The organism is Ruegeria sp. ABV4_181 (genome assembly GCF_056158465.1).
Genome location: NZ_JBSWTI010000002.1, coordinates 3,637,164 through 3,656,441, shown reverse-complemented (window position 1 = coordinate 3,656,441; position 19,278 = coordinate 3,637,164). Strand labels below are relative to the sequence as shown.

At 60.8% G+C, this 19,278-nt stretch carries 23 protein-coding genes and 1 tRNA gene; 13 read left to right on the top strand and 11 right to left on the bottom strand.

The window, feature by feature from the left end; genetic code table 11:
• The first annotated feature begins 9 nt into the window (after positions 1–9).
• Genes ACXAC3_RS18295 through ACXAC3_RS18285 form a run of 3 tightly spaced genes read left to right on the top strand, consistent with a single transcriptional unit; the run spans position 10 to position 2,731 of the window.
• On the top strand, positions 10–1,932 hold the full coding sequence (locus ACXAC3_RS18295) for a nitric oxide reductase activation protein NorD (RefSeq protein WP_475163233.1): 1,923 nt from the start codon (positions 10–12) through the stop codon (positions 1,930–1,932).
• Positions 1,929–2,477 carry a cytochrome c oxidase subunit 3 gene (locus ACXAC3_RS18290; protein ID WP_475163230.1) on the top strand — a complete coding sequence of 183 codons (549 nt, stop codon included), beginning with the start codon at positions 1,929–1,931 and terminating at the stop codon, positions 2,475–2,477. The genes ACXAC3_RS18295 and ACXAC3_RS18290 overlap by 4 nt, the downstream gene beginning before the upstream one ends.
• 5 nt (positions 2,478–2,482) lie before the next feature.
• Positions 2,483–2,731 carry a cytochrome C oxidase subunit IV family protein gene (locus ACXAC3_RS18285; protein WP_475163228.1) on the top strand — a complete coding sequence of 83 codons (249 nt, stop codon included), beginning with the start codon at positions 2,483–2,485 and terminating at the stop codon, positions 2,729–2,731.
• Between the two features lie 55 nt (positions 2,732–2,786).
• Here the strand turns inward: ACXAC3_RS18285 and hemA are convergent, their stop codons facing one another.
• Complete coding sequence (hemA, locus tag ACXAC3_RS18280; protein ID WP_475163226.1) at positions 2,787–4,010, bottom strand: 5-aminolevulinate synthase; 1,224 nt, start codon at positions 4,008–4,010, stop codon at positions 2,787–2,789.
• A gap of 176 nt (positions 4,011–4,186) precedes the next feature.
• Here hemA and ACXAC3_RS18275 point away from each other — a divergent pair, with 176 nt between their 5' ends.
• A complete protein-coding gene (locus ACXAC3_RS18275; protein ID WP_475163225.1) occupies positions 4,187–4,879 on the top strand; it encodes a Crp/Fnr family transcriptional regulator in 693 nt (230 codons plus the stop codon).
• A gap of 25 nt (positions 4,880–4,904) precedes the next feature.
• Here the strand turns inward: ACXAC3_RS18275 and ACXAC3_RS18270 are convergent, their stop codons facing one another.
• The 4 genes from ACXAC3_RS18270 to ACXAC3_RS18255 all read right to left on the bottom strand — a co-directional run bounded on the left by ACXAC3_RS18270 (position 4,905) and on the right by ACXAC3_RS18255 (position 7,006).
• Positions 4,905–5,741 carry a sterol desaturase family protein gene (locus tag ACXAC3_RS18270; protein ID WP_475163224.1) on the bottom strand — a complete coding sequence of 279 codons (837 nt, stop codon included), beginning with the start codon at positions 5,739–5,741 and terminating at the stop codon, positions 4,905–4,907.
• A complete protein-coding gene (locus ACXAC3_RS18265) occupies positions 5,738–6,295 on the bottom strand; it encodes a TetR/AcrR family transcriptional regulator (protein WP_475163222.1) in 558 nt (185 codons plus the stop codon). Before ACXAC3_RS18265 ends, ACXAC3_RS18270 begins: the two co-directional genes overlap by 4 nt.
• A gap of 166 nt (positions 6,296–6,461) precedes the next feature.
• Positions 6,462–6,537 (bottom strand) — tRNA-Ala (locus ACXAC3_RS18260).
• 142 nt (positions 6,538–6,679) lie between these two features.
• Entirely contained in the window at positions 6,680–7,006 is a 327-nt protein-coding gene (locus ACXAC3_RS18255) for a TIGR02300 family protein (RefSeq protein WP_475163220.1), read from the bottom strand.
• Between the two features lie 100 nt (positions 7,007–7,106).
• Here ACXAC3_RS18255 and ACXAC3_RS18250 point away from each other — a divergent pair, with 100 nt between their 5' ends.
• The 3 genes from ACXAC3_RS18250 to ACXAC3_RS18240 all read left to right on the top strand — a co-directional run bounded on the left by ACXAC3_RS18250 (position 7,107) and on the right by ACXAC3_RS18240 (position 9,719).
• Complete coding sequence (locus ACXAC3_RS18250; RefSeq protein ID WP_475163219.1) at positions 7,107–7,802, top strand: M48 family metallopeptidase; 696 nt, start codon at positions 7,107–7,109, stop codon at positions 7,800–7,802.
• Positions 7,803–7,832: 30 nt separating this feature from the next.
• A complete protein-coding gene (locus ACXAC3_RS18245; RefSeq protein WP_475163216.1) occupies positions 7,833–8,480 on the top strand; it encodes a GntR family transcriptional regulator in 648 nt (215 codons plus the stop codon).
• A gap of 111 nt (positions 8,481–8,591) precedes the next feature.
• Complete coding sequence (locus ACXAC3_RS18240) at positions 8,592–9,719, top strand: lytic murein transglycosylase (RefSeq protein ID WP_475163215.1); 1,128 nt, start codon at positions 8,592–8,594, stop codon at positions 9,717–9,719.
• 4 nt (positions 9,720–9,723) lie between these two features.
• Here ACXAC3_RS18240 and ACXAC3_RS18235 read toward each other — a convergent pair whose 3' ends face one another.
• The gene (locus ACXAC3_RS18235; protein WP_475163213.1) at positions 9,724–10,686 is read right to left on the bottom strand and encodes an acetyl-CoA carboxylase carboxyltransferase subunit alpha; all 963 of its coding nucleotides are present in this window, start codon (positions 10,684–10,686) and stop codon (positions 9,724–9,726) included.
• A gap of 121 nt (positions 10,687–10,807) precedes the next feature.
• On the opposite strand from ACXAC3_RS18235, the gene ACXAC3_RS18230 reads away from it, so the two are divergent.
• Positions 10,808–11,641, top strand: coding sequence for an AraC family transcriptional regulator (locus ACXAC3_RS18230; RefSeq protein ID WP_475163209.1), 834 nt, complete (start codon positions 10,808–10,810; stop codon positions 11,639–11,641).
• A gap of 1 nt (position 11,642) precedes the next feature.
• Here ACXAC3_RS18230 and ACXAC3_RS18225 read toward each other — a convergent pair whose 3' ends face one another.
• Entirely contained in the window at positions 11,643–12,239 is a 597-nt protein-coding gene (locus tag ACXAC3_RS18225; RefSeq protein ID WP_475163208.1) for a LysE family translocator, read from the bottom strand.
• A gap of 73 nt (positions 12,240–12,312) precedes the next feature.
• Between ACXAC3_RS18225 and ACXAC3_RS18220 the strand changes: the two genes are divergently transcribed.
• Both ACXAC3_RS18220 and ACXAC3_RS18215 read left to right on the top strand, forming a co-directional pair.
• Positions 12,313–12,765, top strand: coding sequence for an Lrp/AsnC family transcriptional regulator (locus tag ACXAC3_RS18220; protein WP_475163206.1), 453 nt, complete (start codon positions 12,313–12,315; stop codon positions 12,763–12,765).
• A 117-nt stretch (positions 12,766–12,882) separates the two neighbouring features.
• Positions 12,883–13,464 (top strand): PA14 domain-containing protein, encoded by a 582-nt coding sequence (locus ACXAC3_RS18215; RefSeq protein WP_475163205.1) that lies wholly within the window; start codon positions 12,883–12,885, stop codon positions 13,462–13,464.
• Between the two features lie 44 nt (positions 13,465–13,508).
• Here ACXAC3_RS18215 and ACXAC3_RS18210 read toward each other — a convergent pair whose 3' ends face one another.
• A complete protein-coding gene (locus tag ACXAC3_RS18210) occupies positions 13,509–14,471 on the bottom strand; it encodes an L-malyl-CoA/beta-methylmalyl-CoA lyase (protein ID WP_475163201.1) in 963 nt (320 codons plus the stop codon).
• Between the two features lie 295 nt (positions 14,472–14,766).
• Between ACXAC3_RS18210 and dgcN the strand changes: the two genes are divergently transcribed.
• The 3 genes from dgcN (at position 14,767) to ACXAC3_RS18195 (ending at position 17,670) form a co-directional block, all read left to right on the top strand.
• The gene (dgcN, locus tag ACXAC3_RS18205) at positions 14,767–15,768 is read left to right on the top strand and encodes an N-acetyltransferase DgcN (protein WP_475163200.1); all 1,002 of its coding nucleotides are present in this window, start codon (positions 14,767–14,769) and stop codon (positions 15,766–15,768) included.
• 64 nt (positions 15,769–15,832) lie between these two features.
• Positions 15,833–16,798 carry an N-acetyl-D-Glu racemase DgcA gene (gene dgcA / locus ACXAC3_RS18200; RefSeq protein WP_475163197.1) on the top strand — a complete coding sequence of 322 codons (966 nt, stop codon included), beginning with the start codon at positions 15,833–15,835 and terminating at the stop codon, positions 16,796–16,798.
• A gap of 11 nt (positions 16,799–16,809) precedes the next feature.
• Positions 16,810–17,670: a D-amino-acid transaminase gene (locus ACXAC3_RS18195; protein ID WP_475163195.1), complete on the top strand. Its 861-nt coding sequence runs from the start codon at positions 16,810–16,812 to the stop codon at positions 17,668–17,670.
• 44 nt (positions 17,671–17,714) lie between these two features.
• Here the strand turns inward: ACXAC3_RS18195 and ACXAC3_RS18190 are convergent, their stop codons facing one another.
• The 3 genes from ACXAC3_RS18190 to ACXAC3_RS18180 all read right to left on the bottom strand — a co-directional run bounded on the left by ACXAC3_RS18190 (position 17,715) and on the right by ACXAC3_RS18180 (position 19,194).
• On the bottom strand, positions 17,715–18,029 hold the full coding sequence (locus tag ACXAC3_RS18190; protein ID WP_475163192.1) for a DUF1244 domain-containing protein: 315 nt from the start codon (positions 18,027–18,029) through the stop codon (positions 17,715–17,717).
• 101 nt (positions 18,030–18,130) lie between these two features.
• Positions 18,131–18,370, bottom strand: a complete 240-nt coding sequence (locus ACXAC3_RS18185) for a DUF6868 family protein (protein WP_475163188.1) — start codon at positions 18,368–18,370, stop codon at positions 18,131–18,133.
• 86 nt (positions 18,371–18,456) lie between these two features.
• Entirely contained in the window at positions 18,457–19,194 is a 738-nt protein-coding gene (locus ACXAC3_RS18180; RefSeq protein ID WP_475163185.1) for an N-formylglutamate amidohydrolase, read from the bottom strand.
• Positions 19,195–19,278 lie beyond the last annotated feature (84 nt).

Here is a 19,278-nt window from a genome sequence, read left to right as displayed (position 1 = left end):
GGCCAGCCAATGGTCAGGATCGATTTTGAGCCATGGGAACCCGAAGAAACGATCGGGAAACTGTGGCACACCCTTGCCAGCCGCCTCGATGCACCTCAGGTGCACGATGGAGCCGCGGTCGACCTCTCGCAGGTCGCGGGGCGGCTGGCCGTCCTCTTTCGGGGACTTGGGGGTAGTCCGGGCGTTGAATTGCGCCCGGTCTCACCCGAGGTTTCACACCACCGCCTAAGCTGGCGCCGGCGGCTGGGGACCGAAGCGGAACTGATGCCGCGCGCGTCCTTTGACGGCGAGGTGCTGCGCCTGCCCGATCGGCTTGCGGTCTTTCCCGCGCGTGAGGCCAACGCCGCGCTTTATGTCTGGCTGGCGGCTGTTGCGGCCCATGCCGGAACCCGAATTGATGAATCCGATCCGTTGCGCGCTGATCTGCGGGCGCTGAACGCGGCACAAAAGATGGTGGCCGCGACGCTCGACAATGCCCCCGGCCTGCGCCCGCTTTATACAGAGCTTTGCAAAGGCGTGTTGCATCAGCGCGACATTCCCGGCCTGCCACCCGCCGAGGCCGCGGTAGAGGATCTGATCCGCCATGTGCTGGGCGATCCCGCCCCCCTGTCGCCAAGAGCCGAAGAGATGCGCGCGATGGACGCGCCCCTTTCTGCACCGCGCGGTTACCAGCCATTCCGTCCGGTGCCGCTGTGGCCCGAACTGCGAGCAGTCGGATTTTCCGAACATAACGAAGTCGAAAACCCCGATACCGAAGGTCCACCTGAAGAATCCGGAGAGAAGACTCACCGCGCCCGCCGCCGAAAATCGGATCAGGCCACGCGCAGTGACAGTTTCATCCTGCATAAATTCGAGGCGATCCTAAGCTGGGCCGAGTTCCTGAATATCAATCGGCGCATCGACGATGACGATCCCGACAATGCGAAAAAGGCCGCCGACGATCAGGACGAGATCGGGTTGGGGCAGATCTCCAAGGCACCGCCGACCAAGCTGAAACTGCATCTGGACCTTGCGCCCGAGGATGTGAACCGCGAGCGTTTGTCCGGCCGTATCCTCTATCCTGAATGGGACGTGCGGACTGGTCGGTACCTGCCAGACCACGTCAATGTTCTGTTGTCAGATGCCGACCTTCGCGAGGATGCCGCCGCGTTCGGCAAAGACCCGGCCACCGCCCGCCGCATCCGCGCCGTCAAACGGCAGTTCGAGGCGCTGCGCCCTGGGCGCGTGATGACCCGAGGCCATCTGGACGGTGATCAACTGGACATCGAGGCCGCCGTCCGCGCCGAAACCGAACGTCGTGCCTGTGGCGAAGGCAACGAACGCATCTGGCAGCAATCCCGGCCCGAGGCACGCGATCTGGCGGTGTCGATCCTGCTGGATGTCAGCCGCTCGACCGAAAGCGCCGTGACAGGTCGCGCGGTGATTGACATTGAGCGTGAGGCGCTTGCCGCGCTTGCCTGGGGTCTGAATGCCTGCGGCGACGATTTTGCCATCCACGCGTTCAGTTCGCTGAAACGCCAGCGCGTCTATGTGCAGCGCTGCAAACGGTTTGATGAGCCGATGGGCACCACAGTCGAACAGCGCATCGCCTCGTTGCGGCCCGGCCACTACACACGGTTGGGGGCGGCCATCCGGCATTGCTCGGCCGATCTGGCGGCGCAGTCGCGCAAGCGTCGCCTGCTGCTGGTTATCACAGATGGCAAGCCCAACGATCTGGACCATTACGAAGGTCGCCACGGTATCGAAGACACAAGGCAAGCGGTGCGCGAGGCACGCCGGGCCGGGCAATCGGTTTTTGGCGTCACCGTCGATAAAACCGGCAAAAGCTGGTTTCCCCGCATGTTCGGTCAGGGCGGGTTCGCCGTCATCCCCGATCCGCACCGCCTGACCATGGCCCTGCCGCAGATATATCGCCAACTGGTCGGCGGATGAGCGACGCGTCCCTGATTGACGAGCTTCCCGGCGAGTTGTTGATGTGGGTTCTGATCATCTCGGAGCTTCTGGTCTTCGGCGCCGGGATGGTCGCTTTCATGGGCGTGCGTCTGACCGACCCGGCGGGTTTTGCCGAGGCGCAGTCACATCTGCACCGTACCGGCGCTGCGCTGAACACCGCGGTTCTCGTCTCATCGGGCTATCTGGCCGCACAGGCGTTGCGCTGGCGGCAGGCGGCCCGTGTGGGCGCGGCGCGTCTGGCGCTGATCGCGGCGGCCGCGCTGGGTGTGGTGTTTCTGATCATCAAGGGCGTGGAATATGCCGACAAGGCAGCTCAGGGGATCAGCTATGAAACGCACCCGTTTTTCCTGTTCTACTATCTACTGACGGGTTTTCATGCCGCGCATGTTCTGGCCGGCGTGTTTATTCTGCTGCTGGTCGCGTGGCGCGACGACCCCCGAAATATCGAGGCCGGCGCGCAGTTCTGGCACATGGTCGATCTGGTCTGGATCATGCTGTTTCCCGTGATCTACCTGCTGGGGTGAAGGTAATGCATGCTGGCATATTGACCCGGGCCTGGCTTGCCCTTCTGGGCCTCAGCCTCGGATCGGCGGCGCTGACGCTTCTGCATCTGCCCCACGCGGTGTTGGGCGCAGGTATCCTGTTGCTGGCGCTGTTCAAGACCCGGTTGATCCTGGCACATTATCTGGACCTGAGCCGCAGCCCGTCGTGGCTGCGGGGGTTCACCATGGTTCTGACCGCCTTTGCAGCGGTGATTTATGGGCTCTACCTGATCTGACAAAGAAAAACCGCCCCGAAGGGCGGCCGTATTTTTCCTACCTGGGACCTTCGCCTTATTGCGCAGCCATCGGCATCCGGGCGATCTGACACCGTTGCCATAGCGTCGACAGCGCGCCGACCAGATGGTCGATGTCTTCGGCTGTGTGGACCGGTGAGGGCGTGATGCGCAGACGCTCGGTCCCTTTCGGAACCGTGGGGTAGTTGATCGGCTGGATGTAGATGCCGAATTCCTCAAGCAGCGTGTCCGAGATGAATTTGCATTTCACCGGGTCGCCCACCATCACCGGGATGATGTGGCTGGGGTTGGGCAGATGCGGGATGCCTTCGGCGTCCAGTCGGGCACGTACCTGTGCCACACGGGTCTTTTGCAGATCACGCTCGGTTTTCGACTGTTTCAGATGCCGGATCGAGGCGGCGGCCCCTGCCGCGATCGAGGGCGGCAGCGCCGTGGTAAAGATGAAGCCGCTGGCAAAGCTGCGCACGAAATCGCACAGCGCGGCGGACGCTGCGATATATCCGCCGACGACGCCAAAGGCCTTACCCAGCGTGCCTTCGATGACGGTCAGCCGGTCCATCAGCCCTTCGCGTTCGGCAATCCCGCCGCCACGCGGGCCATAAAGGCCAACGGCGTGGACCTCATCCAGATAGGTCATGGCGCCATATTTGTCCGCCAGATCGCAGATTTCCTTGATCGGGGCGATATCGCCATCCATCGAATAGACCGATTCAAAGGCGATCATCTTAGGGGCATCGGGGTCGGCCGCGGCCAGTTTCGCCTCCAGATCCGCCAGATCATTATGCTTCCAGATCACCTTTTGCGCCCGCGAATGCCGGATGCCTTCGATCATCGACGCATGGTTCAGCGCGTCCGAAAACACGATCAGGCCGGGGATTTTCGCGGCCAGCGTTCCCAGCGCCGCCCAGTTCGAAACATAGCCGGAGGTGAACAGCAACGCGGCCTCTTTGCCGTGCAGATCCGCCAGTTCACCCTCAAGCAGAACATGGTCATGGGTGGTGCCCGAGATGTTGCGGGTACCGCCCGCGCCGGCGCCGCAACGATCCAGCGCGTCATGCATGGCAGAGATTACGGCGGGGTGCTGCCCCATGCCCAGATAGTCGTTGGAACACCAGATCCGGACATCGCGCTGCACCGGCCCGTCGGTCTGACATGCGTTCGGGAATGATCCGCAGCGCCGTTGCAGGTCGATGAAAACGCGGTAATTTCCCTCGTCCTTCAATGCGTCCAGGCTCTGGGTGAAAAATCGCTCGTAGTCCATCTTTCTGGCTCCCCGGATTACTGGCTTTGGCAGAGATTAGGCGCGTGGGCGGGCCGGGGACATGACTATTGTCAAGTTGGGGCAGGAAAAGGCTGGTGCAGCGAAGGCAGCTTTGGCATAGGCTGGGCCCGAAGGATGTACCGGTCAGAACATGGACCGGGGAAGAGGGGACCTGAATGGCGCATGAGGCACAAAAAGCGATTGCCCGACAGTCGCTGTTGCTCAAGAGCTTGCCCGAACAGCATGTCGAAGAATTGCTGAGCCATGCCATCTGGCGGCAATACGACCGCGGGGAAACGATTTTCCTGCAAGAGGAAGAAGCCAAGGCCGTCCACGTGGTTCTGTCCGGGTGGGTCAAGCTGTTCCGCATGTCGCCGACCGGAGCCGAAGCCGTGGTCAGCGTCTTTACCCGCGGCGAAAGCTTTGGCGAAGCGGTGGCGTTGCGCAACGTCCCTTATCCGGTGTCGGCCGAGGCCGTTTCAGCCTGTGACCTGATGCATATTCCCAGCCCGGTTTTGCTGTCGCTGATGCGGCGCGACCCGGAGATCGGCGTGTCCATCCTTGCGGCGACCTTCACGCATCTGCACTCTCTGGTTGCCCAGCTCGAACAGCTCAAGGCCCAGACCGGGGCGCAGCGGGTCGCTGAGTTCCTGCTGAACCTGTGCGACACGGAAACCGATGGCTGCGAGGTGGAACTGCCCTATGACAAGATGCTGATCGCCGGACGTCTGGGCATGAAACCGGAAAGCCTGAGCCGGGCCTTTTCCCGGCTGAAGTCGGTCGGCGTGAGGATCGACCGAAACCACGCCGAGATCTCGGATGTCGAGGGGCTGCGCGATTACGCCGAAAGCGACCCGTCGGAAAAGTGATACCGTTGCGTGCACCTTGTGGCTGTCAGCGTTTCGGCTCCCATCCGGGCGGTTTGAAGAGATAGCCCAAGGCCTCGCCGGGTGATTTCGCCGATTTGATATCGCGGAAAAGCTGCGGCCATTCCGAAAACCAGACCTTGACTGGGTTGCGGCTGTCGAAGTCCCGCGTCAGCCCGTAGCGCGGCGTTTCTTCCTCGGCCTGGAATGTGTGCCACAGCCGGTCCCAGACGATCAGGATGCCGCCGTAATTCCGGTCGAGATATTTGTCGTCGCTGCCGTGATGGACCCGGTGATGCGACGGTGTGTTCAGCACCCATTCCAGCGGTCCAAGTTTGCCGATCAGTTCGGTGTGCAGCCAGGTTTGGTACGCCAACACGGCAACGACGCCGAAAATGATCGCCTCGGGTGCAAAACCCAGAAAGGCAAGCGGCAAATGGGCGATCAGGGACCAGACCCCTTCCAGCGGGCCAAACCGGATTCCGGTGACGATGTTCATATCCCGTGATGAATGGTGAACCGCGTGTTGCGTCCACAAAATCCTGACCTCATGGGCAATGCGGTGTTCCCAGTAATAGGTAATGTCAGCCAGCAGCACGACCAGCGCCAGGCTCCACCACGTGACCGGGATGGACCATGGCAGGATTTGCGCAACGATCCAGTACAGGCCATATGCGCCGGTCAAGATAAAGGTTTCGATTAATACATAGGGTATCTGCGTGGATGCGCTGACCAGCATCTCGCCAAAGGTGCGCGCCCGGAATTCGCGCTTGAACGCCATTTCGGCTATTTCAACCAGCAGGATCGCAGCGCCGATCAGAAAAAAGGCGTCGTCTATTTGTGATGTCAGACCTTCAAGATTCATGAGGGGCCTCCGTTCAGACCGGACGACAACGTCCGCCAGGCAAGTTCTGCTGCTTGTTTCGGGGTGGCATCGCCTGATCGCACCATGGACCAGGCCGCATAGATGAGGTTTTCATAAGCCTCGGCGATCCAGAGGGTCGGGACATGCGCGTCGAAAGCGCCTTCGGCCTTGGCCTGTTCTATGTCCTGCAATAGCTGGGCGCGGCTTTCTGCATAGGCCGCCGCGATGTCCGGATCCGCCTCTTGCCCTTCGTTGGCAAGAAACCACTGACGGTTTGCCAGCGGGACAATGGCGAACAGGGACAGCCGAAATCCTTCGGCATAGCTTTGTGCCCCCGACGTTGCGATGCGGACCGCCTCCTCCAGCTCGGCAAGCGCTATTGAAGCCAGCGCGCGCATCAACTCAGGACGGCCCGGAAAATACCTGTGCAACGTCGCCCGCCCCACGCCCGCGCGGTCTGCGACATCGCTCAGCGAGGCGGTCGGACGTTCCGAGAAAACCTCGAACGCGGCTTCCACGATGGCGTCACGGGTATCTGGTCGAATTCTTGACATGAGACATAGATGTCTCGTTTGAGACATCTATTCAAGTAGTCGTGTAGAATTTCTTTCGGCCAGCAGATGACAGCAAATGACCGTTCCGACGCCTGCTTACGACTGGTCAATAGCCGTATTTTGCAAACACAGACATAAACTTAAGCAAAGTCGACGATTAGGGATTTGGTGGAGCCTAGGGGAGTCGAACCCCTGACCTCTTGCATGCCATGCAAGCGCTCTCCCAACTGAGCTAAGGCCCCATCCAGGGACTGCCGAAGCAGTGGACGGACGTTTATGAGACGGCGGCGGCAAGTGCAAGTCCAAAAAATGGAAATCGCCAAAAACTTTCCCGCCCCGGTCCGAAGGTGGTTCGAGGCGGCGCAGGGCCGCCTCTGACCGGTATCAGCTCTCGTCTTCCGACGACATATCGGTGATGTCGTCCAGCGAGACATTGTCATTGTCGTCGGCGTCATCGTCCAACAGATCATCATCCAGATCGACATCGACGTTGTCGTCATCGTCCAGAACCAGATCCTCATCCGAAGCGTCTTTACGCGCTTTGGCCGAGGCGGCGTCCTCCGCATCTGCGGCGATCATCCGGCTTTTGCCGGTTTCAAGCTCCACGATCTCGCCAGTGTAGGGGCTGATGATCGGGTCCTTGTTCAGGTCGTAAAACCGCTTGCCGGTTGTCGGGCAAACGCGCTTAACGCCCCATTCTTCCTTGGGCATGTCAAATCCCCTTGATATCAGGTGAGTCGTAATAACGATTCAGGTCACGTGCCACATGCGGCGGGCACTGTCAAAGCCTTTGAGCAGGAGAAACAGGCATATGGGAGATCACGCACTGCCCGGCAAGCCTCCGGTGCCACTGAAGCTGCGCAGATCGGCACGCGCGCGGCGCATCAGCCTGCGAATTTCTCAGCTGGACGGGCGGGTTACACTGACCTATCCGCAGGGCGTCCCCGAGGCCGAAGCGCTGAATTTCGCGCGCACGAAGGAAGAGTGGATACGCCAGCATTTATTGGACCGTCCCGACCCCGCGACCATTCAGTTCGGGCAGACCATCCCCGTTGAGGGGATTGAGCGGCGAATCGTCCCGGCAAGCGGTCGCCGGGTTCAGTTGCGGGGGGGCGAAATTGCGGTGCCCCGGGGCGCCGAGGCGCGACGTCTGGCCCGTTTCCTGAAAGAGCTGGCGCGCGATCGTCTGACCGGGGCCTGCGACGATTACGCGGCGATGCTGGGGTGCTCCTATACCAGCATGACCATCCGCGATACACGCTCGCGCTGGGGGTCATGCAGTTCGGCGGGTGGGCTGATGTTTTCCTGGCGGCTGATCCTCGCGCCCAGCGAGATCCTGCATTATGTGGCCGCGCATGAGGTGGCGCATCTGGTCGAAATGAACCATTCGCCTGCGTTCTGGGCTCAGGTCGAACGGATTTTCGGCGACTACCGGAATCAGAGGCGCTGGCTGCGCGACAACGGGGCGCAGTTGCACCAGTACAAATTCGACACCAACCCGAGTTGACCCCGGGGCAGGATGTGATCACATGGGGCCATGTTGACCGCACGTTCCTCAAACTCTCAGACCGCAACGCATGATCGGGTCTATCGCGCCCTGCGATCGCGGATCATGCATGGTGAAATCGCGCCGGGTCAGGCGTTGACGCTGCGCGGAATCGGCAAGGAGTTCGACGTGTCTATGACGCCCGCGCGCGAAGCAGTGCGCCGTCTGGCAGCCGAAGGGGCGTTGTTTCTGTCAACTTCGGGCCGGGTCTCGACGCCGGAGCTGACCAATGACCGGATCGAAGAACTGGCGGCGCTGCGCGCGCTGCTTGAGGTGGAACTGGCCAGCCGCGCGTTGCCGCGGGCGCATATCGCGCTGATCGACCGGCTTCAGAGCATCAACATGACGGTTGCCGAGATGGTGACGAAACGCGATGCGGTCGGGTATATCCGCACCAATCTGGAATTTCACCGCACGCTGTACCTGCGGGCGCAGGCCCCGGCGATGCTGGCGATTGCGGAAACGGTCTGGCTGCAACTGGGGCCGACCATGCGGGCGCTTTACGGGCGGCTGCGGCGGACCGAACCGCCGCATTACCACAAGCTGATAATCGCCGCGCTGAAGGCGGGGGACGAGCCCGGTTTGCGTCTGGCGGTTCGTTCAGATGTGACCCAGGGTCTGCGGATGCTGGTCAGCTAGGCGGCATGTCGCCGAGGCCGCCGGGAGACGCAGGTCCGGCATGGTCGTTCTGGCTTGCGCGCCGGGTCTGCGATATCCTGACCCAAATCACAACAAGAGCAGATTTCAGCCATGATCAATCGACGGATGTTTTCAATTGGGCTTGGGTCGGCCTTGCTGACCGCCTGTTCCACCGGGTCCCCCACCAGCGCGCCCGCGTCGCGGATGCGGGCGGTTCCCAATGCGGGATGGAACGCCTGGGTTGCGGGCTTCAAAGGGCGCGCCGCGTCGCAGGGAATTTCGCAGTCCACGCTCGACCGGGCGTTTCAGGGTGCGGGGTATCTGCCGGGGGTGATCGAACGGGACCGCAATCAGGTCGAATTCAAACGGTCGCTTGAGGATTACCTCGCCATCGCGGCCTCGGACGAGCGGATCAGCACCGGCCAGCAGATGATGGTGCGGCACGCCGGCACTCTGTCGCAGATCGAGGCGCAATATGGGGTCGATAAGGAAATCGTCGTCGCCGTCTGGGGGCTGGAAAGCCGCTATGGCGCCCGGCGCGGGGATGTGCCGGTGGTTTCGGCAGTGTCGACGCTGGCCTATGACGGGCGACGCGGCGCGTTTTTCGAAAAGCAGCTGGTTGCCGCCCTGAAAATTATTCAGGAGGGCGACACGTCGCCGGCCAACATGACCGGAAGCTGGGCGGGTGCGATGGGCCACACGCAGTTCATCCCAACCTCTTATCTGGCCTATGCGGTGGACTTCACCGGCGACGGACGGCGGGACATCTGGTCTGACGATCCAACGGATTCGCTGGCCTCAACTGCGGCCTATCTGGCCCGCGCCGGATGGGTTCGCGGGCAGCCATGGGGTGGTGAGGTCGGTACGGTGTCGGGCACTCCGGTCGCCGTGTTGCAGCCGCAGAAGCCGGGGCCGCGCATCGCGGTGTTCCGCAATTTTCAGGTCATCAAGCGCTACAACAACTCCGACAGCTATGCGATCGGCGTCGGGCATCTGTCCGACCGGATTGCGGGCGGCGCGCCGTTTCAGGCGTCGTTTGGGCCGGATGCAACCGGTCTGACGCTGGAGGACAGGAAGGACTTGCAGCGCCGCCTGACATCTGCGGGTTATGACACGCAGGGCGCTGACGGGGTGATCGGCAACAACACCAAATCCGCCATCAGTGCCTATCAACGCGCCAATGGTCTGTCGGCGACCGGTGAGCCGTCACTTGCGTTGCTGCGTAGGCTGGGCGGCTGACGGGTTACGCGGCCAGCCCTTTCGATCCGATATCCAGGAATTTCTGGCGGCGGTCCTTGATCAGAGCCGCCGCGTCCTTGCCGTCCAGCTCATTCAGCATGGCAGCAATCGCGGCACGCACGGCTTCCACGGTGGCAGGACGATCCCGATGGGCTCCACCCTTGGGCTCCGAAATGATGTGGTCGCAAACGCCCAGTTTATGAAGGTCCTGTGCCGTCAGCCGCAGCGCCTCGGCGGCTTCGCGCATCTTTTCCGAATCCTTCCACAGAATCGAAGCGCATCCTTCCGGCGAGATTACCGAATAAACCGAATGTTCCAGCATCGCGACACGGTTCGCCGTCGCAAAAGCCACGGCCCCGCCCGAGCCGCCTTCGCCGATGATCACCGATACCAGCGGCACGCCAATTTTCAGGCACATCTCGGTCGAACGCGCGATAGCCTCGGATTGCCCGCGCTCTTCGGCCCCTTTGCCGGGATAGGCACCCGCCGTGTCGATCAGGGTAATCACCGGCAAACCGAACCGGCCCGCCATTTCCATAAGACGCACGGCCTTGCGATAGCCCTCGGGGCGGGCCATGCCGAAATTCCGCTCGATCCGCGATTTGGTGTCCGATCCCTTTTCGTGGCCGATCACCATCACGGGCTGGTCATTGAACCGCGCCAAACCGCCAATCACGGCCAGATCGTCGGCAAAGTTCCGGTCGCCCGCCAGCGGCGTGAATTCGGTGAACAGCGCCTCGACATAATCCTTGCAATGGGGGCGTTCGGGGTGGCGGGCCACCTGACATTTCCGCCACGGGGTCAGATCACCATACAACTCGTCCAGCAGCTTGGCGGCCTTGGCGTCCAGAGCGGCGGCCTCTTCAGCCACGTCCATCTCTTCGTTGGCGCGGGCCAGGGCGCGCAATTCCTCGGCCTTGCCTTCAATTTCGGCCAGGGGTTTTTCGAAATCCAGATACTGGGTCATGACGCCTCTCAACGCGGAAGTTCCCTGCTATATGACCTGACGTCGCCCCGGATGCAACTCAGCAAGATTTGTGGATACGGAATATGCGACTTGGGAAATGCAAAGAGAAGGAAGGATGCCGATGGCAACCAGCTACGAGGATCGCGTTCTGCGCGTTTTGGCCTATATCCACGACCAGCCCGCCGGCGACTTGTCGCTGGACGCGCTGGCAGATGTCGCCGCCATGTCGCGGTTTCACTGGCATCGTGTGTTTCGGGCCATCACCGGTGAAACCTGCGCGCAGGCCGTTCGCCGGATCAGGCTGCACCGCGCCGCCTGCTGGCTGGTACAGTCGGACTGGCCGATGGCGCAGGTCGCGACCGATATCGGTTATCCCAACCTGAATTCTTTTGCGCGCGCCTTTTCCGAGGCCTATGGCAGCAGCCCCGCTGCCTTTCGCCGGGCCGGGCAGTTTCTGCCCGCCCATCCACATTTCAGAACCGGAGGATATCCCATGCATCCCGTGACCACCCGAACCGAACCCGCGCGCCGGGTCATCGCCCTGCCGCACAAAGGCGCCTATGCCGAGATCGGCAAGAGCTTTGAAGCCTTCGGCGCCCTGTGCGAATCCCGTCAGCTTTGGCCCCAGCTTGGACCGGCCATCGGGCTGTACCTCGACAGTCCCGATGACGTGCCCGAGGATCAGCTGCGCAGCTTTGCCGGGGCTGAATTCCGCGGCGATGCGACGCCCGAAGGCATGGAAGGCATGGAGATCCCCGGCGGCAAGACCGCGGTTCTGACCTTCAAAGGCCCGTATTCGGGCCTGGCCGCCGCCTATCACACCCTGTTCGGCAACTGGCTGCCGGAATCGGGCGAGGAACCGGCGGATCGGCCTTGCTATGAGATCTACCTGAACAATCCGCGCGATACGGCCCCGGAGGAGCTGTTGACCGAAATCTGCCTGCCGCTGAAGTAGCTCAGGTCGGCCACAGGACCGGGTAGAGTGATGCCACCAGCAGGGCGGCCATGGTCCAGTTGAACACAACCAAACGGCGCGGATTCGTCAGGATACGCGCCATCTGCTGTCCCAGAACCGTCCAAGTGCTGACCGAAGGCAGGTTCACGGCGCCAAAGATCAGCGCCACGATCACGATGGCGGTCAGTGTATGATCCGGCGCATAGGCGGTCGTGGCCGTCAGCGCCATGGCCCACGCCTTGGGGTTGACCCATTGAAACGCGGCCGCTTGCAGAAATGTCATCGGCGAACCCGATGTGGCGCCTGTGCCAGCAGGGGCGGCGTGTGCGATTTTCCAGGCCAGATACAGCAGATAGGCCACCGAGCCGAGCTTCAGCACCGTGTAGCTGACAGGGTAACGGTCGAACAGCTGAACCAGACCGGCCCCAACCAACAGCACCATGAAGGTAAAACCCAACCCGATCCCCAGCATGTGCGGAACCGTTCGACGGAACCCGAAATTGGCCCCGGATGCCATCAACATCAGATTGTTTGGCCCCGGCGTTATGGACGAGACGAAAGCAAAGGTGATCAGCGCCAGCAGGATGTCATAGGTCATGGCGCGGATATTTGCGGCAAATCTGCCAAATGAAATTGCGTTATGATGCGCATGTGCGTTAATTTTGCAATTAATGGCGAAGATTGATCAGATAAACCGAAAGATATTGCGTGAATTGTCGCGCGATGGCCGCATCAGCAATCTGGAACTGGCCGATCGCGTCGGGTTGTCGCCCTCGGCCTGCCTGCGCCGGGTGCAGGATCTGGAACGGGCTGGTGTGATCACGGGCTATCGTGCGGTGTTGAACCCCGTGGCGATGGGCGTCGGCTTTGTCGCCTATATCGGCGTCGGGCTGGGCGAGCACACTAAGGCCGCACAGGAAGGGTTCGAACGTGCGTTGCAGCGCGCGCCGGAAGTGGTGGAATGCCACAACATCACAGGCACCATCGAATACCTGCTGCGAGTCGAGTGTGCCGATCTTCCGTCCTACAAAACCTTCCATACCGAGGTGCTGGGCACCCTGCCGCATGTGACGTCCATCACCTCATACGTGGTGATGGGATCGCCCAAGGACATGCGTGCTTGAACGCCGGTAAAGTGATCTTGAACCGTCTTGCAGGGCAAATCCTCAGGTCGTAATGTCATCGAAATGGCCATACAAAAGGGGATAAACCTCAACGGGGCCAAACTCAGGGAGATGACCATGACTTTCGTCCGGACCGGAGCGTTTGCCGCAGCCTTGGCGTTGATCGCTGGGGCGGCTTTATCCGCACCGTTGAAGCTGCAACCTGCCAACCCGCAACCCAGCCCGAAGGCCGGGTTGAATGTGAAATACTTTGGTACAGGCAATCAGCACAAGAAGATCCGAGATCTGAGCCAGGCAAAAAGCCTGTTGTCTCAAGCGAAGCCCGGAAAACCGTTGCGGGGATTGGATTACAGAGACACCAATAAGGGTGAGGATGTCATGACGTTCGACCAGGCTTACAATGTTGCTGCCGAGGTGACGGGTTATATGCGGTTCGACTCGCCGGGGGTTTACGAGTTGGAAACGTGGTCGAATGACGGAATCGAGGCTTGGGTTGGTGGCCAACAAATTGGTCTCTCCCCATCCGTCAGCCAAGGCTGTGAAGCCAATCAACGCACGGAAGTAGAAGTACCCAAAGCGGGCTGGTATTCACTGAAGATTGAATATTTTCAAAAACTGGGAACTTCATGCCTGATGATGAAGTCAGGAAAAAAGGGTGAACGCTTCACATGGACGCCCAATGAGGTTTTTGGTCGTTGAAACAATAATATAGGGCGCTCGATTGAGCGCCCCTTTCTTGTGACTTAGCTGCCTGCCGCAATCAGTTCGGCCTGCGCCACGATCACCTCGGCCTGTTTGATCGAAGCGATATCGACCAGACGCCCCTTATAGACGGTCGCACCTTCGCCATTGGCTTTGGCCTGTTCCATCGCTGACAGAATCTCGCGCGCCTCCGAGACGGCCTCGTCCGACGGGGTGAAGACCTGGTTGGCCAGCGCGATCTGCTTGGGGTGAATGGCCCATTTGCCCACCATGCCCAGCGTGGCCGAGCGTTTGGCCTGTGCGATGTACCCCTCATCATCCGAGAAATCGCCGAACGGTCCGTCGACCGGCAGAACGCCGTGGGTCCGGCAGGCGGCAACGATGGCGGCCTGAGCCCAGTGCCACGGGTCTGACCAGTGTTTTTCACCCTCACGCAGCATGTAATAGTTTTCCTGCGTGCCGCCGATCCCTGTGGTCTGCATGCCCATCGAGGCGGCAAAATCCGCAGCACCCAGGCTCATCGCCTGCATGCGGGGGGATGCGGCGGCGATTTCCTCGACATGCGCGATACCAGCGGCGGACTCGATAATAACCTCGAAACTGACCGGTTTTGTCCGACCCCTGGCGCGTTCGATGGCAGTGACCAGCGCGTCGACGGCATAGACGTCTGCCGCGCAGCCCACCTTGGGGATCATGATCTGGTCCAGCCGGTCGCCCGCCTGTTCCAGCAGGTCAACCACATCGCGGTACCAATAAGGCGTGTCCAGACCGTTGATACGGACCGACATGTATTTGCCGCCCCAGTCGATTGTGTTCAGCGCGTCGATGACGTTGGCCCGGGCAGCATCCTTGTCCGACGGAGCCACCGAATCTTCGAGGTCGAGGTTGATAACATCCGCGGCCGACGCGGCCATTTTCGGGAACAGCTTGGTGTTCGATCCCGGCCCGAACAACTGGCAGCGATTGGGGCGCGCGGGTGCGGCGGGTTGAATGCGAAAGCTCATCTGGACCTCGTGCGAGAAAGGAAATTGCGATTTTCTTGCCTCATGGGGTATTAAATTGCGCAAGCATGCGCAAGCGTCTTTGTGCAGTCGCGGCAATGCATCCGCAGCATTTGCCGGATTGCGGGAAATATGAGGTGATTAAAGTTTAATCGCTTTGAAAACCTGAAAGATTCGTGCGCGGATTTAAAAACTGACGCAAAATTTTCCCGCACGGCGGGGCGTTGGCGGTCGAAAACGCGAAACACTCGTCTGGCCCGTCCCATAGCCTGCGTCGGAATCAAAGGAGTGCACGGCAATGATCGAGACACCGTATCTGCTGTTTTTGGGCGACGCGCCCGACCAATTGGCGGCCAAGGTCGCAATCGGAATCCGCGACTGGCGCCCGGAAAATGCCGTCGGCCAATACAGGATGGACGGTTGCAAGGCGGATCTGGGGCTGACCGATATGTCCCTGACCGAAGCCAAAGAGGCCGGCGCCAAGACCTTGGTGATCGGCGTTGCCAACCGTGGCGGCGTGATCAGCCAGGACTGGAAAAAGGTTCTGGTGACGGCGCTGGAGGAAGGGTTCGATCTGGCGTCCGGCCTGCATAATCTGCTGCGGGACGAGCCGGATCTGGTCGCCGTCGCCGAAGCCACCGGCCGCAAACTGCACGATGTGCGCGTGCCCGAGGTCGAATACCCGATCGCCAACGGGATCAAGCGCAAGGGCAAACGTTGTCTGGCCGTGGGGACCGATTGTTCAGTCGGTAAGATGTACACGGCGATGGCGATGGATGCCGAGATGCGCGAGCGGGGCATGAAATCGACCTTTCGCGCCACCGGCCAGACCGGGATCCTGATCACCGGTGACGGCGTTCCACTGGATGCCGTGATCGCGGATTTTATGGCGGGGTCTGTCGAATGGCTGACGCCGGACAATGATGACGACCATTGGGATCTGATCGAAGGGCAGGGGTCTTTGTTCCACGTGTCGTTTTCGGGCGTGACCATGGCTCTGATCCATGGCGGCCAACCGGATGCGCTGATCCTGTGCCATGAGCCGACCCGCGAACATATGCGCGGCCTGCCGACCTATACCTTGCCGTCGCTGGAAACCCTGCGCGATACCGCACTTGCGCTGACCAAGGTCGCAAACCCGGAATGTCAGGTCGTGGGCATCTCGGTCAACACCCAGCACATGAGCGAGTCCGACGCGACCGCCTATCTGGCCAAGCTGGAGGCGGACATGGGTCTGCCTGCAACCGACCCGTTCCGCTTCGGGTCGGGCAAGCTGGTCGACGCGCTGGCCGCAATGTGATCAAAAGACCCCGCCGGAGGATACTTTCGGCGGGAAATTTTCGAATAGATAAAGGAGCGGGCGCGTGCAGATTGAGGTCTCTCGTGATGTCTTCCGATTGGCGCAGGTTTTCACGATCTCGCGCGGGTCGCGGACCGAGGCAAAGGTGCTGACGGTTCGTGTCTCCGATGCAGGCCATCAGGGGTTGGGCGAATGCGTGCCCTATGCCCGATATGACGAGACGCTGGACTCGGTCACGGCCGAGATAGCCGGTTTGCCGGATGCGTTTGATCGCACTCAATTGATGGACCTGCTGCCTGCCGGCGCGGCCCGCAATGCCGTGGATTGCGCGCTGTGGGATCTTGAGGCCAAGCGTGCGGGCAAACGCGTCTGGGAACTGGCCGGGCTGCCCGTGCCGAGGCCTGAGATTACCGCATATACTTTGTCCCTGGACACGCCTGAGAAAATGAAGGCCCAGGCAGCGGCCAACGCGCACCGCCCCTTGCTGAAGATCAAGCTGGGCACGCCGGATGACATGCCCCGGCTGGAGGCCGTTCGCGCGGGCGCGCCCAATTCAACGATCATCGTTGACGCCAATGAAGGCTGGTCAGCCGAAGTTTATGCCGACCTCGCGCCGCATCTGGTGCGGCTGGGTGTGGCGTTGGTGGAACAACCATTGCCGGCGGGTAGCGACGACGCGCTGATCGGGATGGAGCGACCGGTGCCGGTTTGCGCTGATGAATCCTGCCATGACCGATCCAGCCTGCCAGCGCTGAAAGGCAAATATGATGTGGTCAACATAAAGCTCGACAAGACCGGAGGTCTCACCGAGGCACTGGCGCTGCGCGAACAGGCGCTGGCCGAAGGCTACAAGATCATGGTCGGCTGCATGGTTGGCAGTTCACTGGCTATGGCACCTGCGACACTGCTGGCGCAGGGTGCGATGGTAACGGACCTTGACGGGCCGCTTCTGTTGGCCGAAGACCGCGACAACCCGCTGAATTTTGATGACGCCGGAGTGCACCCGCCTGCGGCGGCGCTCTGGGGCTGAGGAGACAAGACATGACCCGCACCGTTTACGTGAATGGCAATTACCTGCCCGAGACCGACGCCAAGATATCCATCTTTGACCGAGGGTTTCTGTTCGCTGACGCGGTGTACGAAGTCACCAGCGTTCTGGACAGCAAGCTGATTGATTTCGAAGGCCATGCCCTGCGTCTCAAACGGTCATTGGACGAACTGGACATGGCCGCGCCCTGCAGCAAAGCGGACCTGCTGGAAATTCACCGCAAGCTGGTCGAACTGAACGGCATCGAAGAGGGTCTCATTTATCTGCAGGTCAGCCGTGGATCGGATGGCGACCGGGATTTCGTATTCCCTTCGGCGGATACCAAGCCCAGCATCGTGCTGTTTACCCAGAACAAGCCGGGGCTGGCCGACAGCCCGGCAGCCCGGAAAGGGGCCAAGGTCATCTCGATCGAGGATATTCGCTGGGGTCGTCGCGACATCAAGACCGTGCAGTTGCTGTATCCGTCGATGGGCAAGATGATGGCCAAGAAAGCAGGTTGCGACGATGCGTGGCTGGTTGAAGACGGCTATGTGACCGAAGGCACAAGCAACAACGCCTATTTCGTCAAAAACGGCAAGATTGTCACCCGTCCGCTGTCCAACGACATCCTGCACGGGATCACCCGCAAGGCGGTGCTGCGTATGGCGGCCGAGGCGCAGATGGAAGTCGAAGAACGCCTCTTCACCATTGATGAGGCGAAAGAGGCGGATGAGGCCTTCACAACCTCGGCCAGCGCGTTTGTGATGCCGGTGGTCGAGATTGATGGCGTGGCACTGGGCGACGGGACGCCCGGCCCGATCGCCAAGCGTCTGCGCGAGATTTATCTGGACGAAAGCCGCAAGGCCGCGATCTGACAAAATGGCCCGCCGGAACGGCGGGCCTTTCTTTTATCAGCGCGTCAGCTCTTTTTGCCGACGTTTTCCTCGAACGCGACCTCGAAAGCCGCCTGTTTCTCTGGGCTGGCCTCGGTCTGATAATTGGCTTTCCATTCATCCATCGTCATGCCGTAGAAAATCTGGCGGGCTTCATCCTTGCCCATCTCGATGCCCTTTTCATTGGCGGCTTCCTGATACCAGCGCGACAGGCAGTTGCGGCAGAACCCGGCCAGATTCATCATATCGATATTCTGAACGTCGGTGCGGTCTTCCATAAGATGTTTCTGCAACCGGCGGAACGCGGCGGCCTGAAGTTCGATTTCGGTCTGCTTGTCCATAGTCTGGCTCCGGGTGGGTTTCATAAATGCTGGCTCTGACCTAACAACCTGGCCGCGGTGTTACAACAAACGGCAGGCTGGCAAATACATGCGACCGCGCATTAAGCCAGTTTCAGTGCCAGCCACGGCATCAGGCAAAAGATAAGCGTCAGGATCTTATAGTTCGCAAGATACCGGAAATACGCGCGCTTCACTTCCGGGCGCTCCATCTGAAACATCCTGGCGTGAATGCCAGAAATCCGGTCCTGCATCAGCACGATCATCAGCGTGGTGAACAGCAAAACCGCGAAATTCAGTACGGTCATCCAGCCGAAAACGGCCGTCAGAAACTCCTGGGTCATCAGGACCTCCTTTCCCTTGGAATATGGGGGTCAGGGCCGGTTCTCGCAAGAATGCAGGACAGGACAAATTGTCGTAAGTGTCTGTTTCAAAGGTCACTATTGGACAGTGCATCTTCCAGAACGGCGGCAAGACGTTCCGCCCAGGCGCGCTGTCCGGCGTGATCGGCGATCAGGTCGTTTCGCAGCTCGATCAGGGCGTTCGGGCGGCCATGGGCTGTACAGTGCCGGTCAATGGCGTCACCGGGCAGGACGCCGGTATACGGCTCGTTTACGCCTACACAAAGGTCATCCTCTGCGTTCAGGCGGTCGATCAGCGGGCGCGCGAACCGTTCGTCCGGAGTGTGCAGCACACCCACATGCCACGGGCGCGGTGCGCGTCCCCGCAGTTGCCGGGTGAAGGAATGCATCGACACGATGATCGCGTGCGGCAGCGCCGACAGTTGTCCCAGCGCCTGATGGTAAGGGCGATAGCACATGTCCAGGCGCCGTTCGCGCTCGGCCGCATCCGCATGGCGATTTCCGGGGATGATCGAGCCGTCGTAAAGCTTCATCAGCAGGGTCGGGTCGTCCTCGCCCCGGTTCGGGTCGATCACCAGACGCGAGAAATTTGCCGCAATCACCGGCGCATTCAGGATCTCTCCCAGATGCTTCGACACCTCATAAGCGCCGACGTCATAGGCGATATGACGTTCCATGTCCTCGCGCGGAAGGCCAAGGTCACCGCCGTTGATTTCCGGTGGCACGGTATTGGTTGCGTGGTCGCAGGTGATTAGCCAGCGCGCCGGGCGATCCGCGCCATGGATAAAAAACGGAGAATACGTCATAAGCCTGTCATCTAGTTTGCCGCAGGTGTAGGGCAGTTGCTTCGGAAAGGGAATTGCGCAATAAGCGGCTCAAGCAATGTTTGC